This window comes from Microbacterium sp. AC145 (assembly GCF_979258505.1).
Genome location: NZ_OZ409859.1, coordinates 2,277,706 through 2,293,680, shown reverse-complemented (window position 1 = coordinate 2,293,680; position 15,975 = coordinate 2,277,706). Strand labels below are relative to the sequence as shown.

Sequence of the window (15,975 nt, the reverse complement as noted above, 5' to 3'; positions counted from 1 at the left end):
GGGTGCATCGTTCACCGAGCTGACGGGCGTTTGACACCGGAATCCAAGCCGCACGCACTAGCGTGAGGGGCGATGAAGGTCATCTCATACAACCTGCAGAAGCACAGGGCCGCGGGAGAACTCGCAGCCCTTGCCGCCGCGCACGATCCTGACATCCTGTGCCTCCAGGAGTGCGATGTCGCCGACCTGCCCGAACAGATCGGCGATCTCGCGCTCGCCGAGGCGACCCAGGGCAACCGCCTCGGCCTCGCGCTGTTCTATCGGCAGAGCGAGTTCCACCTGCAGGGCGTCCGCACGATCGGCTTGAAGAAGTCGTTGCACGACCGCATCGCGAAGCCTGCGCACGAGCGCGTGCTCGGGGCGCGCCTGCGCGACATCGACACCGGACGTGACTTCATCGCCGCCTCGTTCCATGCCGCGCCCTTGACCGCGCTCAACTCACTGCGGCGGCACCAGATCCGTGCAGCGCTCACCGAGCTCGCGACTCTCGGTGAGGGGCTGCCTCAGCTCATGGTCGGCGACTACAACTACCCGGTGTTCAAAGAGAACCTCGGCAAGACGGTGCGCGAGCACGGATACGCGCTGACGATGAGCGACGACCACACCTACACGCGGTATCGGGTGTTCCGTGGTCACTACGACTTCGCGACCTCTGTCGGCTTCGAGATCCAGAGAGTGACGACCCTGCCGCAGGGGCTCAGCGACCATCGTCCGATCCTGGTGACGACGCGCTTCGACTGAGGCGTCCGCCGCGTTTGGGTAAACGCGGCGAATGACGTAAGCTGTTTCTTTGGTACTCGACTGCCGAGTACTAACGAACGTGAGCCCTCCACTGGCGTGTTCCTCCCTGTCGGGAAGAACCACCCCGGAGTGGGATTCACGAACTTCTCCGTTCGAACAAGAAAGCAGCACTATCGTGACGCGCACTTACACCCCTAAGGCCGGCGAGGTCCAGCGTGACTGGGTCGTCATCGACGCCACTGACGTCGTTCTCGGCCGCCTGGCTTCGCACGCCGCTACGCTCCTGCGTGGCAAGCACAAGCCCACCTTCGCCAACCACATCGACTCGGGTGACTTCGTCATCATCGTGAACGCCGACAAGGTCGCGCTCACCGGTCAGAAGCTCCAGAAGAAGCTGGCCTACCGCCACTCGGGTTACCCGGGCGGCCTGAAGTCGGTCACCTACGCCGAGCTCATGGAGAAGAACCCGGTCCGCGCTGTCGAGAAGGCCATCCGTGGCATGCTCCCCAAGAACAGCATCGGCCGTCAGCAGCTGTCGAAGCTCAAGGTCTACGTCGGCGCAGAGCACCCGCACGCCGCTCAGCAGCCCAAGACGTACACCCTCGACCAGGTCGCCCAGTAAGCGCCGTAAGACTTAAAGGACATACTCGTGGCTGACATCCAGGACACCACCGAAAACCCCCAGAACTTCTCGACCTCGACCCCCGAGACCGAAGCAGTGGAGGCGGCTCCCCGCCCCGTGCTGAGCGTCCCGGGTGCCGCTGTCGGCCGTCGCAAGCAGGCCATCGCCCGCGTGCGTCTCGTCCCCGGCTCGGGAACGATCACGGTCAACGGCCGCACGCTCGAGGACTACTTCCCGAACAAGCTGCACCAGCAGCTGATCAACGACCCGTTCACGATCCTGAACCTCGCCGGTGGCTACGACGTCATCGCGCGCATCTCCGGTGGTGGCCCCTCGGGTCAGGCCGGCGCACTGCGTCTCGGAATCGCTCGTTCGCTCAACGGCATCGACGAGGAGAACAACCGCGCGACCCTGAAGAAGGCCGGATTCCTCTCCCGTGACGCTCGCGTCAAGGAGCGCAAGAAGGCTGGACTCAAGAAGGCCCGTAAGGCGCCTCAGTACTCCAAGCGTTAAGGTCCACTGCTCCGATGCCGATCTTTGGCACGGACGGCGTGCGAGGACTTGCCAATGGCATCCTCACCGCCGACCTCGCGCTCACCCTGGCCCAGGCGACTGCTGTCGTCCTGGGCCAGGGCCGTACTGCGGAGGCTCGCAAGGCCGAAGGCAAACGCCTCACCGCAGTCGTGGCCCGCGACCCCCGCGTCTCCGGTCACTTCCTCACCGCAGCCGTCTCAGCGGGCCTGGCTTCGTCGGGAGTCGACGTGCTCGAGGCCGGAGTCATCCCGACGCCGGCGCTCGCCTTCCTGGTCGCTGACCGCGACGCCGACTTCGGCGTGATGATCTCCGCGTCGCACAACGCCGCCCCGGACAACGGCATCAAGATCTTCGCCCGCGGTGGAGTAAAGCTTCCCGACATCGTCGAGCAGCGCATCGAAGCCGCGATGGCGGGGGAGAAGCTGCGTCCGACAGGTGCGGGTGTGGGACGGATCATCCGGTTCTCCGACGCGGAAGACCGTTACGTCGTGCATCTGCTCGGCTCGCTACCGAATCGACTCGCCGGCATCAAGGTCGTTCTCGACTGCGCCCACGGCGCCGCATCCGGAGTCTCTCCCGAGACGTTCCGTGACGCGGGAGCCGACGTGACCGTCATCGGCGCGGATCCCGACGGCTGGAACATCAACGACGGCGTCGGCTCGACGCACCTCGACAACCTCGCAGAGGCCGTCGTCCGGCTCGGAGCCGACATCGGCATCGCTCACGACGGTGACGCCGATCGCTGCCTCGCGGTCGATGCTCAGGGTGAGGTCATCGACGGCGATCAGATCATGGCGATCCTCGCGGTCGCGATGAAAGAACGAGGACACCTCACCGACGACACTCTCGTCGCCACGGTGATGAGCAATCTCGGTCTGCACGTCGCGATGCGCGAGCAGGGGATCACGGTGCGTCAGACGGCCGTCGGCGACCGCTACGTGCTCGAGGACATGAACGAGGGCGGCTACGCGCTCGGTGGCGAGCAGTCCGGGCATGTGATCATGAGCGAATACGCCACCACGGGTGACGGTCTGCTCACCGGCCTGCATCTGGTCGCCGAGATGGCTCGGCAGAACAAGACGATCGCCGAGCTCGCCTCGGTGATGACCGTCTATCCGCAGGTGCTGATCAACGTGCGCGACGTCGACAAGGACGCGGTCGACGCCGATCCTGTCGTGCAGGATGCCGTGCGTGCGGTCGAGGCCGAACTCGGCGACACCGGCCGTGTGCTGTTGCGCAAGTCCGGTACGGAACATCTCGTTCGCGTCATGGTGGAAGCGGCCGACGCCGAGTCGGCGCAGTCCTATGCCGACCGTCTCGTCGACGTGGTCCGCGAGCGTCTCGCACTCTGAACGTCGCTCCCGTCGCTCTCGTCGGCGCCTTCGCTCTCGCGTCTCTTCGCGGGCTCGCAGGCCCCGACGGGAGCGATCATTCTCGGAGAGGCCTCAGGCCCGTGGCTGGCCGAGCTGTTCGATGTAGCGCAGCAGCACTCCCTCGCGCAGCGCCCACGGCGAGACCTCGAGTTCGTCGACCCTGAGAGCGGTCATCGCGGTGTGCAACGACACCGCCGCGGCGACGATCTGAAACGTCCGATCTGCGGTGATCCCCGGCAGTTCCTGGCGTGCTGACGCTGGGATGCGCGCGAGGCGAGGGATCCACGAACCGAGAGCCTCGCGCGGCAGGATCATCCGCTGGGTGCCCGACCATCCGGGCATCGGATAGCCCGCCAGACGCGCGAGCGAGCGGATGGCCTTCGAAGAGCCGACGACGTGATCCGGACGCGGCCGTGCCGCGAACCGGGGGAGCACCGCGGCGAGAGTCTCCTTCGCGTGGACGCGCAGTCGGTCGACGTCGTCTTCGCCGGGCGGGTCGTTCGGAAGGAACTGCACGGTCATGCGCCCCGCACCCAGAGGGACGGATGTCGCGGCATCCGGAAGCTCATCGCCTCCCGCGGCGATCTCCAACGATCCGCCGCCGATGTCGAGGAGCAGCAGTTCGCCGGCCGACCACCCGAACCATCGGCGCACGGCGAGGAAGGTCAGCTCCGCTTCGGTCTCCCCGTCGAGCACCTGAAGGGGCTGGCCGAGCGCCTCCTCGATACGGGCGATCACCTCGGCGCCGTTCGTGGCATCGCGCACCGCGCTGGTCGCGGTCGCCAGGAGCGCGTCGACGCGCTCTTCTTCCGCGACTCGGCGTGCCTGCGACACCGCTGCCTCGAGTGCCCGGACGCCCTCTTCGGAGATCGACCCGTCGTCGGTGAGGTACCGCATGAGCCGAAGCACGCTGCGGTCGCTCGTCGTCGCCAGCGGCCTGCCACCGGGATGGACGTCGGCGGCGAGCATGTGGACGGTGTTGGAACCGATGTCGAGAACTCCCAGGCGCACGGATCGACACTACCGCTGCGCCGTTACGATGTATCCGTGACCACCGTCGACCCCACCCTGCCGCTGTCGCCGTACCGGGAGATCGGCCGTGATGAATGGGCGCGGCTCGCCGCCGGGCTCGATCAGCCGCTAACCGAGACCGAAGTGGTCGAACTCCGTGGCATCGGCGACCGGCTCGACCTCACCGAGGTCCGCGAGGTGTATCTGCCGCTGAGCCGACTGCTCAGCCTCTATGCCACGGCCACCAAGCGACTCGGTGCGGCGACGAGCTCGTTCCTGCAGGAGGACGACACGACGACCCCGTTCGTGGTGGGTGTCGCCGGCTCCGTCGCCGTGGGGAAGTCGACGATCGCGCGCCTTCTGCGCGAGCTCATGAGCCGCTGGCCGGGCACGCCACGGGTCGAACTCGTCACGACCGACGGCTTCCTGCACTCCAACGCCGAACTCGAGCGGCGGGGGCTCATGGACCGCAAGGGCTTTCCGGAGTCCTACGACCGCCGCGCGCTGATCGAGTTCCTCACCGAGGTGAAGAGCGGTGCAGCCGAGGTGCGCGCCCCCTTCTACTCGCACATGCGCTACGACATCGTCCCCGATGCGCACGTGGTCGTTCGTCGGCCGGACGTCGTGATCGTCGAGGGGCTCAACGTGCTGCAGCCGCCGCCCGCGCCCAACGACGTCGCGGTGAGCGATCTCTTCGACTTCTCGATCTTCGTCGACGCCGACACAGCGCACATCGAGAAGTGGTACGTCGACCGGTTCCTCGCCCTGCGGGAGGGCGCGTTCTCCAACCCGTCGTCATACTTCAACGTCTTCGCGCACCTGACCGACGACGAGGCGATCACCACGGCGCTCGGGTATTGGAACGAGATCAACATGCCCAACCTGATCGAGAACGTGATGCCGACCAAGCACCGCGCCAGGCTCGTGCTCAACAAGGGCATCGACCACAGCGTCGAGAGCGTGCTGCTGCGCAAGCTCTGAGGTTCGGCGGGCTCCGGTTCGTTCGGGCTCTTCGCAAAATACCGGCCGTACGCTGGGGTGCATGTGCGGAATCGTCGGATACGTGGGCCCTCGGCCCAGCCAGGACATCCTTCTCGCGGGCCTCGCCCGTCTCGAGTACCGCGGCTACGACTCCGCGGGCGTCGCCGTGATCGACGGCGAGGGCTCGTTGGGCATGCGCAAGAAGGCCGGCAAGCTCGTCTCGCTTCGCGAGTCGCTCGCCGACCACGCTCTCGCGGACGGCAACACGGGCATCGGACACACGCGCTGGGCCACCCACGGCGGTCCGACCGACGTCAACGCCCACCCGCACCTGGCCGACGACGACCGGCTCGCGCTGATCCACAACGGCATCATCGAGAACTTCTCCGCGCTGCGCGATGAACTGCTCGCCGACGGCGTGGTCTTCCGCAGCGAGACCGACACCGAGGTCGCCGCAGCACTGCTCGGTCGCGAGTACCGCAGCAACGGCGGCGATCTGCAGCTCTCCTTCCGAAACGTCGTCAACCGTCTCGAGGGAGCGTTCACGCTCCTCGCGCTGCACCAGGACCACCCGGGGCTCGTGGTCGGCGCACGCCGCAACTCGCCGCTCGTGATCGGACTCGGCGAGGGTGAGAACTTCCTCGGATCCGATGTGGCCGCGTTCGTCGAACACACTCGCAAGGCTCTCGCGATCGGCCAGGATCAGATCGTCTCGATCACACCCGACGCGGTCACCGTGACGGACTTCGCGGGCACGCCCGTCGAGGCAGAGCCGTTCGACGTGTCGTGGGACGCCGCCGCCGCCGAGAAGGGCGGATGGTCGAGCTTCATGGCCAAGGAGGTCGCCGAGCAGCCCGAGGCCGTCGCCAACACTCTTCGTGGTCGCATCCATGACGGTCAGGTCGTCATCCCCGAGCTCGAGGGCCTCGACGATCTCTTCCTCGGGATCAACCGCATCATCATCACGGCCTGCGGAACGGCCGCGTACTCGGCGCTCGTCGGCAAGTACGCGATCGAGCAGTGGGCGCGCATCCCGGTCGACGTCGAGCTCGCCCACGAGTTCCGCTACCGCGACCCGGTGATCGGCGCAGACACTCTCGTCGTCTCGATCAGCCAGTCAGGCGAGACGATGGACACGCTCATGGCCGTCAAGTACGCGCGTGAGCGCGGCGCGCGCACCCTCTCGATCTGCAACACCCAAGGTGCCACGATCCCGCGTGAGTCCGATGCCGTGGTCTACACGCACGCCGGCCCCGAGGTCGCGGTGGCATCGACCAAGGCGTTCTCCGCTCAGATCACGGCGCTGCTGCTGCTCGGGCTGCACATGGGCCGCATCCGCGGTTCTGTCGCTGACGCCTCGGCCGACGTCGCGGAGCTCTCCGCTCTGCCGGAGAAGATCGCCAAGGTTCTCGCGAGCGAGCACGAGCACGTCTCGCAGCTGGCCGGATGGATGGCCGACACGCGCTCGGTGCTGTTCCTCGGACGCCACGTCGGCTTCCCGATCGCGCTCGAGGGTGCGCTCAAGCTCAAGGAGATCTCGTACATCCATGCCGAGGGCTTCGCCGCGGGCGAGCTCAAGCACGGACCGATCGCGTTGATCGAGCCAGGCCAGCCGGTCTTCGTGCTGGTGCCGTCGCCGCGGCACTCGGCACTCGTGCACTCGAAGGTCGTCTCGAACATCCAGGAGATCCGGGCCCGTGGCGCCCGAGTGATCGTGGTCGCCGAAGAGGGGGACGCCGCAGTTCTGCCCTTCGCCGACGAGGTCATCCGCATCCCGCTCGCTGGGGCCATGTTCGAGCCGCTGCTCGCCGTGGTGCCGCTGCAGATCTTCGCGATGGCGCTGGCGACAGCCAAGGGCCTCGACGTCGACCAGCCGCGCAACCTCGCGAAGTCCGTCACCGTCGAGTAGGTCGTTTCCCGGGCCGTTCGGCTGATGGAATCCCGCGTGGCTGATCAAGAGCGCGCTCTGGGGCAGCCATCCGGGGATACGTCAGCCATCCGACTCAGGACGCGGAGCGAGCCAGAGCGCCCAGGATCGCGGCGATCACGACATCCCACTCGTGGATGATCATCGCGTAGTCGAAGCGGAGCGTTTCGAATCCCAGACGGGATGCCGCGGCATCCCGTCTCAGGTCCCGATGGCGTTCGGAACGACCTGCGTGGTTGCCCTTGCCATCTGCTTCGAGGATGACGCGTCTCTCCAGCACGAAGTCCACGCGACCGACACCGTCGATCGGCACCTGCGTCTCTACTCGGATGCCGAGCAGGTGCAGCCGTAATCGCACGATGGACTCAAGCCCGCTGTCGGCGTCATGGCGTGCGATGTCGACAAGCCAACGAGCGCGCACAGGAAGGGCGGCGCGTATGCGGCGCCGCTCAGCGGACCCGATCAGGCCCAGCGACCACGCCGACTCATATGCCGCGAAGAAGAACTCCTCGCCGTGACATCCGAACGAGTGCACCAGCGCCTGTTCGACAGGGGCGAGTCCCAGACGCATCGATCCGGCACGGTAGTGCTCGACGCACTCGCATTCGGCGTGCGGATGCACTCTTCCGGCGTGACCGAGCCAGACATGAGGATGCTCGTCGTCGTCGAGAACCCAGACTCCATGCATACGAAGTGCGCCGGCACAGGAGAGCGCACCGCCATGCAGTGCAGCGGCGCGCACACTCCACGCGCACGACGGGGCAGCGAACACTCCGGCGCGCAGCCGGATCAGCTCGCCTCGACGCACCGCGTTCGAGAGGTCTTTGCGTGTGCATCCGAAACGCGCGAGCCGCGACCCGCGGGCGACTCCGCCCTGCAGTTCGACGAGCATCAGAGGTGTGGGCATTCGCCGATCCTTGTGCATCGGCGGCGCATGGATGTCGAGCGAGCCTCGTTCTGAGGATCCGTTGTCCTGGCTCGGCATATGGGGAGGAACAGTGGGACTGGCCGAATGGCTGAGCGATCCCCGCTTGGCTGCCATGAGACGTCGGCGGACGCCGCCCACCGGGGAAACGCCGGCCATCCGGGCAGGAATGGGGGAGGGGGACGGGGAGGATGCCGCGACTAGGCTGAACTGGTGATCATCGGGACCGGAATCGACCTCGTGGACATTCCGCGATTCGAGCGGACGCTCGAGCGCACCCCACGGCTTCTGGAACGCCTCTTCGCACCGGGCGAGCGCGGCCTTCGGCTGCCGTCTCTGGCTGCCCGGTATGCCGCGAAAGAAGCGCTGATCAAGACCCTCGGCGGTTCGGACGGGGTGCATTGGATCGAGATCGAGATCGCGTCGGAGGCATCCGGTCGACCGCATTTCGTGCTCTCGGGGACCACTGCCGAGGTCGTGGCCGAGCGGGGCATCAGCCGATTGCACCTGACACTCACCCATGACGCGGGCCTTGCCGCCGCATTCGTCGTCGCCGAAGGAGAGCCCCTGTGACCGTGCCGTTCCGCGAGGCGCGCATCGACCTGGATGCCATCAGCGACAACGTCCGCCACTTCCGCCGCCTCACCGGTGTGCAGGTCATCGCGGTCGTCAAGGCCAACGCCTACGGCCACGGTGCCGCGGCCGCCGCCGTCGCGGCGCTCGCAGGGGGAGCGACGCGTCTCGGCGTCGCCGAGATACCCGAGGCGCTCGAACTGCGTCGCCAGGGCATCACTGCGCCCATCCTCGCGTGGCTGCACGCTCCCGGTGAGCGGTTCGAGCAGGCGGCCGAGCACGACATCGAGGTCGGCATCTCGTCGTTCGATCAGCTCGAGGCCGCAGGGGCCGCCGCTGCCGTCGACCGTCCGGTGGGCGTGCACCTCAAGTTCGAGACAGGCCTGTCGCGCAACGGCATCGCGCCGGCCGACTGGCGGCGAGTGCTCGCTGAAGCCGCCCGTCTCGAGCGCATCGGCCGGGTCCGGATCGTCGGGCTGTTCAGCCACCTCTCCAACACGTCGCCGCAGGATGACCGTGAGGCGCTGGCCAGGTTCGAGGAGGGTGTCGCGCTCGCGGCATCGTTCGGCATCCATCCCGAGCTCCGGCACATCGCCGCGACCGCCGCGGCGATCGACCTGCCGGAGATGAGACTGGATGCGGTCCGCATCGGCATCGGACTCTACGGCCTCTCGCCGTTCGACGATCGCTCGTCGGCAGAGTTGGGGCTGCGACCCGCCATGACTCTGCGCGGGGCGATCGCCGCCGTGCGTCGGGTCCCGGCCGGCGCAGGCATCTCCTACGGCTACGACCATCGGACTCCGCACGACACGACACTCGTGCTCGTCCCGTTCGGGTACGCCGACGGCGTACCACGCCATGCCTCGGGGCGGCTGCCCGTGTCGATCGCAGGCCGGCGATACACGAATGTCGGACGCATCGCGATGGATCAGTTCGTCGTCGATGTGGGTGATGTCGCGGTCTCGATCGGCGACGAGGTCGTGCTGTTCGGCGACCCGACCCTCGGGGTGCCCTCTGCCGCGCAGTGGGCCAACGCGGCGTCGACCATCGGCTACGAGATCGTCACCCGCATCGGCGCGCGAGTGCCTCGGAGGTCGGTGTGAGCGTCGATCCCGCGTTCCTCGGCAGGCATGAGATCGAGACCTCGGATGCCATGGAGCAGCTCGGCTTCCGCATCGGCGAGCAGCTCGAGGCGGGAGACCTGCTGATCCTGACCGGCCCGCTGGGCGCGGGCAAGACGACGTTCACCCGTGGACTCGCGGAGGGACTCGGCGTGCGCGGCCCCGTGCAGAGCCCGACCTTCGTGATCGCCCGCACGCACCCCTCGCTCGTCGGCCGAGCGCCACTGGTGCACGTCGACGCCTACCGACTCGGCTCAGGCGCTGAGCTCGATGATCTCGATCTCGACCTGGCACGCTCGGTCGTGGTCATCGAATGGGGGCGCGGCATGGCCGAGGACCTGGCGGACCGCTGGTGGGACATCGAGCTGGAGCGGCCGGTGGGTGGCGGCGACGACCTCGACCCTTCGGAACTCGACGCAGATGCACCGCGGCATGTCACCATCACCCACGAGGGACGCTCGGCACCCATCGAGTGAACGCCGACTACCCTGGAGGGGTGATCCTCGCCGTCGACACCTCTCTGGGCACCGCCGTCTCGCTCATCGACGATGACGGCACCCGCCGCTCCGATGCCTCGGCGGCCGACCCGCTGGGACATGCTGAGGTCATCGGAGAACTGCTCGTGCGGGCACTCGCCGAGACCGGTACAGGGTCGATCAGCCATGTCGTGGCGGGCATGGGTCCTGGCCCCTTCACCGGGCTCCGTATCGGCATCGCGACGGCCCGCACTTTCGCGATGGGCTTGGGCATTCCGGTCGTCCCTGTGCCGAGCCACCATGCCGCCGCGCTCACAGCGATCGAGCACGGCGCCGTCGTCGGCCCGTTCGCGATCGTCACGGATGCTCGGCGACGCGAGGTCGCGGTCACCGTCTTCGACGGGACGGATGCCGACGGCATCCCGCATGTCATCCGCGACACGGTGCTGGTGGCCCGAGTCGACGCCGACGAGCACCTCGACGGGGTCCACCGCATCGACGTCGAGACGCTGTCGGCCGTCGACCTGGCACGCGTGGGTGCGCGAGCGGTGGCAGCAGAACGCACGCTCGCCGGCGCTGAGCCTCTCTACCTCAGACAGCCCGACGTCACCGTGCCGGGAGCGCCGAAGAAGGTGGGCTCATGACTCTGCGCGACGCGAAGCCCGACGACCTGGACGCCATCATGGCGATAGAGCACAGGTCCTTTCCCACCGATGCCTGGAGCTCCGAAGCGATGGCGCTGGAGCTCGCGAGTCCGCACGGCCGCTACCTGGTCGACGACCACGACGGCGTGATCATCGGCTACGGAGGCGTGCGCGCCCTGCAGGGTTCGGCCGACGCCGACATCCAGACCATCGCCCTCGACGCCGAGCATCGCGGTGCCGGCCGAGGACGCGCGCTTCTGCGGGCGCTGCTCGATGCGGCCGTCGAGCGAGGAGCGCGAGAGGTCTTCCTCGAGGTGCGCGCCGACAACCCGGGCGCCGAGGGGCTCTACCGCTCCGAGGGGTTCGAAGAGATCGCGCGCCGCCCCCGGTACTACCAGCCCGACGACATCGATGCGATCGTGATGCGGCTCGCGCTGCAGCATCCGCGTTCCGACCATCGACACGAGTCCGCTCCCGACGCGGAGAAGGAGGCGAGCGCATGACCGGGCCACTCGTGCTGGGCATCGAGACGAGCTGCGATGAGACCGGTATCGGCATCGTGCGCGGACGCACCCTGCTCTCGAACACGATCGCCTCGAGCATGGACGAGCATGCTCGGTACGGCGGGGTGGTGCCGGAGGTCGCGGCGCGCGCCCACCTCGAAGCGCTGCAGCCCTCGATCGATGCCGCACTGGCCGAGGCCGGCGTGCGGCTCGATGAACTCGACGCCGTCGCCGTGACGAGTGGGCCAGGACTCGCAGGCGCGCTCATGGTGGGCGTCGGCGCTGCGAAGGGACTGGCGGTCGCCCTTGACAAGCCGCTCTATGCGGTGAACCACCTGGTGGGTCACATCGCGGCGGACATTCTGACTCCCGACTCGGCGCCGCTCGAATATCCGACCATCGCCCTTCTGGTCTCCGGCGGACACACATCGCTGCTGCATGTGCGCGACCTCACGACCGATGTCGAGATGCTCGGCGAGACCATGGACGACGCCGCCGGAGAGGCCTTCGACAAGGTGGCGCGATTGCTGTCCCTGCCTTACCCGGGCGGCCCTGAGATCGACCGTGCCGCTGCGTCGGGCGACCCGACCGCGATCCGCTTCCCGCGGGGGCTGTCTCGCGCATCCGACCTCGCGAAGCACCGCTACGACTTCTCGTTCTCCGGGCTCAAGACGGCCGTCGCCCGATGGGTCGAACGCTGCGAGGCCGACGGTCTCGAGGTTCCGGTCGCGGACGTGGCGGCGAGCTTCCGCGAAGCGGTGGTCGATGTGCTCGTCACGAAGGCGCTCGCCGCCTGCGCCGATCGAGGAGTGCCGCGTCTGCTGCTGGGCGGCGGGGTGATCGCGAATCGACGTCTTCGCGAGGTCGCGCTTTCGAGGGCCGAGGCAGCGGGTGTCACCGTGCGCATCCCCCCGCTATCGCTCTGCACCGACAACGGGGCCATGATCGCGGCGCTGGCCGCTGAGCTGATCACCTCGGGCCGCCGGCCGTCGACCCTCGCCTTCGGCGCCGACTCGACCCTCCCTGTCGCCGAGATCCAGGTCGACGAACGGACCGAGGTGAGGTGATGAACGACGCGCCTCGCACGACGGACCCTGCGGATGCCGAGGGCGCGATCCCCCCTGCGGTGGTGCCGCCGACGCGTCTGGAGCGGCCCACGCCCGAGGTCGTGAGCCCGGCGGGGGCTGCTCGTCTGCCCGGAGCGCCGCGTGAGGGGTACTCGAAGCTGCCGACCGGACCGGTCGGGGTCGAACCGGTCGTCGTGACCGGGCCGGAGCTCGATCGTCCGCCGCGCGAGGTCGACTGGGAGCCCACGGGCACGGCATCCGTACCCGTGATCGCCGACGAGACCAGGCTCGCTCCGTGGGCTCTCATGGCTGCGGTCGTGGCGCTCGTCGCCTCGTTCTTCGTCGGGTGGGGCATTCCGCTCGCGATCGTCGCCGTGATCGGCTCGATCATGTCGCTTCGCAGACCGGTCGAGAGCCGCGCGATCGCGCGCTGGGCACTCGTGCTCGGTCTCTGCGCCACCGTGTACAGCCTCGGCTGGTTGGTGTGGGCGGGCATGCAGTTCGAGAGGCTCGGCTGAGCGGATGCTCGACGCCGACGACGCGAACGAGTTGCGGGCGCTCCAGGAGCGTGCGTATGGCCGAGACGGTGGTCTCTCGGCGGTGGATGCCGCCCGGCTGGAAGAGCTCGAGAAGTGGCGGGTCGCGGCCGCTCATTCGCAGACTCATCCGCAGCCTCGGGTGGAGGATGTTCCGGACGAGCCGACGCCGCCTCTCGGGCGCGCCGAGCTCCCGGAACCCGTGGGACTCGTGGACTCTGCTCCTGCCACGACTGCGACGACCGCGACGGCGGCCACGACGACTGCACCCGCGTCTCTTCGTTCTGCGATCCGCCGCCACTGGGGTGTGGCCGCGCTCGCCTGCGCGGGGCTGCTCGTCGTGGGCCTCGGCGCCGGCTGGGCTCTGTTCGGCCGTGACGGCGGGGGTGTCCCGCTCAGCTCCGAGGAGCAGCAGCGGAGCATCGACCTGCAGTCCGCCGGTGACTACGACCCGGGAAGCATCGAGGCGATCGGACGCGACGGCGATGCGATCGTGTGGTTCGGCACGAAGAAGAACGGCGACATGGAGTGCATCGTCCTGGACGTCGCGGGGGAGTCGTCGAGCGGCTGCCAGATCGCCGGAGAGCCGGAGCGCAGCTATGGTCTCAGCGCCGCGGTCGTCGACTCGAGTGGCGCCGACGGGAGCGGCGAGCAGATCTCGGCCACAGCCGATCGCACGCACACCGGAGAGATGATCGCGCTGATCCAGCGCTGGGAACTGGACATGGACGACTGGATCCACCAGTTCGATCCGGGCGAGCAGGACCGGGCCGAGGAGCTCTTCGATCGAGGGTACGAGCCTTTCTCTCTGGCCGTCATGGGATATGCAGGCGGTGCCCCGGTCTGGTCGGCGACGCGCACCGAGGGGTTCACCACCCAGCAGTGCCTGATCGTCGACGCCGTCGAGGCGACGAACTGCACGGACGCCAACGACGGCATGATCCCGGGCGAGGGGGTCGTGATCGAAGGCGTCACGGTAGACGACATGGGCGGGCAGACGACCCCCTGGGCAGTCACTCTGGACTTCACGTCGATGGGGCGTTCGTACCTCATCGTGACCGGTGAGCTTCCCGCCGGGCCTGACGGCGACGTCGACGATGGCGAGATCACCACGGGAACCATCACAGTCCGGCCGGGTGAATCGCTCGACGTCGATGAGGAACTCGGCGAACCGCTCCCGGTCGACGTGCCGCCTGCAGGCGAGGGCTGACCCTACCGACCAGCAGAAGCGCTCGACGTCACGCGGTCGGCCAGGATCGCGCGACGCTGCGATCCCACCCGGGTCAGGATCAGGGTCGCCGATGCATCGCCGCGCAGCGTCAGCTTCTTGCGGAAGGCGGCGGGGTCGACGTCCATGCCGCGCTTCTTGATCTCCAGCGTGCCGATGCCCTGCGCCTTCAGCGCGGAGCTGATCGCCTTCGGGTTCGCCGGAAGGACCTCGCGCACGCGGAACGACTGCACGAACGGACTCGTGAGCGCGGCATCAGAGGTGAGGTACGCGATCTTCTCGTCGAGCATCCCGGCATCGAGGCTTCTGGCCACATCGCCGATCAGACGGGCACGGATCACCGCGCCATCCGGTTCGTGCAGGAACTCTCCGAGTGCGCGTACGGGTGCGTCATCCGCGTCTGCGGCGGCGGTGATCTCGTGCGACTCGTCGCCGCGTATCACCAGAGCCGAACGCCGTACCCCGTCGCGTGCCAGCACTCCGGTCCACACGACGAGTTCGACGACGCTGCCGTCGGCGCTCACCCACTGCGTCTCGGCGTCTGCGGGGAGGGCGTCCCGGTCGTGTCCTGGGCCCAGTTTGATCCCCGTCGGAATGCGCGAGGCGACCTCGAACGCCCAGTCCAGCGGCGGGGAGTACTCGTCGGACGAGACACGACTCGTGTCGCCGTGTCCTCGGGTGCGCCGAGCGGGGTCCATCCAGATCGCCTGGGTGCCGCTCGATGCGTCCGGAACGTTGTCCTGTGCGATCCCGTGGCGCACCGTCGCGCTGTCGCCGAACGGGGCGAGATTGTACGCGGCAAGGGCAGAAGTGACCTCGTCGGCGTCGACCGCTGTGACGTCGAGGCCGGCGCCGGCGAAGGCGAGGGCGTCACCGCCGATCCCGCAGCCCAGATCTGCCACCCGTGTGAAACCGGCCCGACGCAGTCGTTGCGCATGGCGGGCGGCGACGCCGAGCCGGGTCGCCTGTTCGAGCCCCGCCCGGGTGAACAGCATGCGGGCGGCGAACGGGCCGAACTTCGCCTCGGCCTTCGATCGAAGGTGCGCCTGTCCGACCACGGCCGACACCAGATCGGGGGAGTGCCCGGCGGCGCGCAGTCGTGAGACGGCGCTCGCGACGCCTGCGACCTGATCGATCGGACCCAGCGCGTCGAGCAGCTCGAGGCCTTCGGGGGTGAGCAGTGCTCGAAGCTCGGACATCTCCACACCCTCAGCTTAGGCGGGGGGCTTCCACCGTCTCCGCGCGGGTGGGCTGGCACTCGCATTGCATGAGTGCCAGCCCACCGCATAGACTGGTGTTAGCACTCTCAGGTCGAGAGTGCGAACAAGTCTTTCGTGTCAGCGTCAAGAAAGAAGAGGTAGACCGTGTCGGTTTCCATCAAGCCGCTCGAGGACCGCATCGTCATCAAGCAGGTCGAGGCCGAGCAGACCACCGCGAGTGGCCTGGTCATCCCCGACACCGCCAAGGAGAAGCCCCAGGAGGGCGAGGTCGTGGCCGTAGGCCCCGGCCGCATCGATGACAACGGCAACCGCGTTCCGCTCGACGTCGCCGTGGGCGACCGTGTGCTGTACAGCAAGTACGGCGGCACCGAGGTGAAGTTCGGAGCAGACGAGTTCCTCGTCCTGTCGGCTCGCGACGTGCTCGCAGTCGTCGTCCGCTGAGACAACGTCTTCGGAAGGCCCGGATGCATCATGCATCCGGGCCTTCTCCGTA

General features: G+C 68.0%; 18 protein-coding genes. 15 read left to right on the top strand and 3 right to left on the bottom strand.

From position 1 onward, the window contains the following. Nucleotides 1-72 precede the first annotated feature (72 nt). The 4 genes from ACZZZN_RS11115 (at nt 73) to glmM (ending at nt 3,249) form a co-directional block, all read left to right on the top strand. The gene (locus ACZZZN_RS11115) at nt 73-741 is read left to right on the top strand and encodes an endonuclease/exonuclease/phosphatase family protein (RefSeq protein WP_463505208.1); all 669 of its coding nucleotides are present in this window, start codon (nt 73-75) and stop codon (nt 739-741) included. Nucleotides 742-916: 175 nt separating this feature from the next. Continuing rightward, nucleotides 917-1,363, top strand: a complete 447-nt coding sequence (gene rplM, locus ACZZZN_RS11110; RefSeq protein WP_210097189.1) for a 50S ribosomal protein L13 — start codon at nt 917-919, stop codon at nt 1,361-1,363. A 27-nt stretch (nt 1,364-1,390) separates the two neighbouring features. Beyond that, nucleotides 1,391-1,876 carry a 30S ribosomal protein S9 gene (gene rpsI, locus ACZZZN_RS11105; protein ID WP_312169649.1) on the top strand — a complete coding sequence of 162 codons (486 nt, stop codon included), beginning with the start codon at nt 1,391-1,393 and terminating at the stop codon, nt 1,874-1,876. Nucleotides 1,877-1,890: 14 nt separating this feature from the next. Then, the gene (gene glmM, locus ACZZZN_RS11100; RefSeq protein WP_463505207.1) at nt 1,891-3,249 is read left to right on the top strand and encodes a phosphoglucosamine mutase; all 1,359 of its coding nucleotides are present in this window, start codon (nt 1,891-1,893) and stop codon (nt 3,247-3,249) included. A 93-nt stretch (nt 3,250-3,342) separates the two neighbouring features. On the opposite strand, the gene ACZZZN_RS11095 is transcribed toward glmM, so the two are convergent. After that, entirely contained in the window at nt 3,343-4,281 is a 939-nt protein-coding gene (locus ACZZZN_RS11095; RefSeq protein ID WP_463505206.1) for a Ppx/GppA phosphatase family protein, read from the bottom strand. 36 nt (nt 4,282-4,317) lie between these two features. On the opposite strand from ACZZZN_RS11095, the gene coaA reads away from it, so the two are divergent. Next, a complete protein-coding gene (coaA, locus tag ACZZZN_RS11090) occupies nt 4,318-5,262 on the top strand; it encodes a type I pantothenate kinase (RefSeq protein ID WP_463505205.1) in 945 nt (314 codons plus the stop codon). 61 nt (nt 5,263-5,323) lie between these two features. Further along, nucleotides 5,324-7,171 (top strand): glutamine--fructose-6-phosphate transaminase (isomerizing), encoded by a 1,848-nt coding sequence (gene glmS, locus ACZZZN_RS11085; protein ID WP_463505204.1) that lies wholly within the window; start codon nt 5,324-5,326, stop codon nt 7,169-7,171. Between the two features lie 94 nt (nt 7,172-7,265). Here the strand turns inward: glmS and ACZZZN_RS11080 are convergent, their stop codons facing one another. Beyond that, complete coding sequence (locus tag ACZZZN_RS11080; protein ID WP_463505203.1) at nt 7,266-8,096, bottom strand: DUF559 domain-containing protein; 831 nt, start codon at nt 8,094-8,096, stop codon at nt 7,266-7,268. A 231-nt stretch (nt 8,097-8,327) separates the two neighbouring features. On the opposite strand from ACZZZN_RS11080, the gene ACZZZN_RS11075 reads away from it, so the two are divergent. From ACZZZN_RS11075 to ACZZZN_RS11040, 8 genes are read left to right on the top strand one after another with little or no spacing between them, the layout of a single operon-like run. After that, a complete protein-coding gene (locus ACZZZN_RS11075) occupies nt 8,328-8,687 on the top strand; it encodes a holo-ACP synthase (protein ID WP_463505202.1) in 360 nt (119 codons plus the stop codon). Beyond that, nucleotides 8,684-9,790: an alanine racemase gene (gene alr, locus ACZZZN_RS11070; RefSeq protein ID WP_463505201.1), complete on the top strand. Its 1,107-nt coding sequence runs from the start codon at nt 8,684-8,686 to the stop codon at nt 9,788-9,790. Before ACZZZN_RS11075 ends, alr begins: the two co-directional genes overlap by 4 nt. After that, nucleotides 9,787-10,284: a tRNA (adenosine(37)-N6)-threonylcarbamoyltransferase complex ATPase subunit type 1 TsaE gene (tsaE, locus tag ACZZZN_RS11065; protein WP_463505200.1), complete on the top strand. Its 498-nt coding sequence runs from the start codon at nt 9,787-9,789 to the stop codon at nt 10,282-10,284. The genes alr and tsaE overlap by 4 nt, the downstream gene beginning before the upstream one ends. A 20-nt stretch (nt 10,285-10,304) precedes the next feature. Further along, a complete protein-coding gene (gene tsaB, locus ACZZZN_RS11060) occupies nt 10,305-10,928 on the top strand; it encodes a tRNA (adenosine(37)-N6)-threonylcarbamoyltransferase complex dimerization subunit type 1 TsaB (protein WP_463505199.1) in 624 nt (207 codons plus the stop codon). Next, nucleotides 10,925-11,431, top strand: coding sequence for a ribosomal protein S18-alanine N-acetyltransferase (gene rimI, locus ACZZZN_RS11055; RefSeq protein ID WP_463505198.1), 507 nt, complete (start codon nt 10,925-10,927; stop codon nt 11,429-11,431). Before tsaB ends, rimI begins: the two co-directional genes overlap by 4 nt. Then, on the top strand, nt 11,428-12,498 hold the full coding sequence (gene tsaD, locus ACZZZN_RS11050) for a tRNA (adenosine(37)-N6)-threonylcarbamoyltransferase complex transferase subunit TsaD (RefSeq protein ID WP_463505197.1): 1,071 nt from the start codon (nt 11,428-11,430) through the stop codon (nt 12,496-12,498). The genes rimI and tsaD overlap by 4 nt, the downstream gene beginning before the upstream one ends. Continuing rightward, a complete protein-coding gene (locus tag ACZZZN_RS11045) occupies nt 12,498-13,016 on the top strand; it encodes a hypothetical protein (protein WP_463505196.1) in 519 nt (172 codons plus the stop codon). Before tsaD ends, ACZZZN_RS11045 begins: the two co-directional genes overlap by 1 nt. 4 nt (nt 13,017-13,020) lie before the next feature. After that, nucleotides 13,021-14,244, top strand: a complete 1,224-nt coding sequence (locus ACZZZN_RS11040; RefSeq protein ID WP_463505195.1) for a hypothetical protein — start codon at nt 13,021-13,023, stop codon at nt 14,242-14,244. 2 nt (nt 14,245-14,246) lie between these two features. Here ACZZZN_RS11040 and ACZZZN_RS11035 read toward each other — a convergent pair whose 3' ends face one another. Further along, on the bottom strand, nt 14,247-15,467 hold the full coding sequence (locus ACZZZN_RS11035) for a THUMP-like domain-containing protein (protein ID WP_463505194.1): 1,221 nt from the start codon (nt 15,465-15,467) through the stop codon (nt 14,247-14,249). A gap of 159 nt (nt 15,468-15,626) precedes the next feature. Between ACZZZN_RS11035 and groES the strand changes: the two genes are divergently transcribed. Then, nucleotides 15,627-15,923: a co-chaperone GroES gene (gene groES, locus ACZZZN_RS11030; RefSeq protein WP_017203655.1), complete on the top strand. Its 297-nt coding sequence runs from the start codon at nt 15,627-15,629 to the stop codon at nt 15,921-15,923. Nucleotides 15,924-15,975 lie beyond the last annotated feature (52 nt).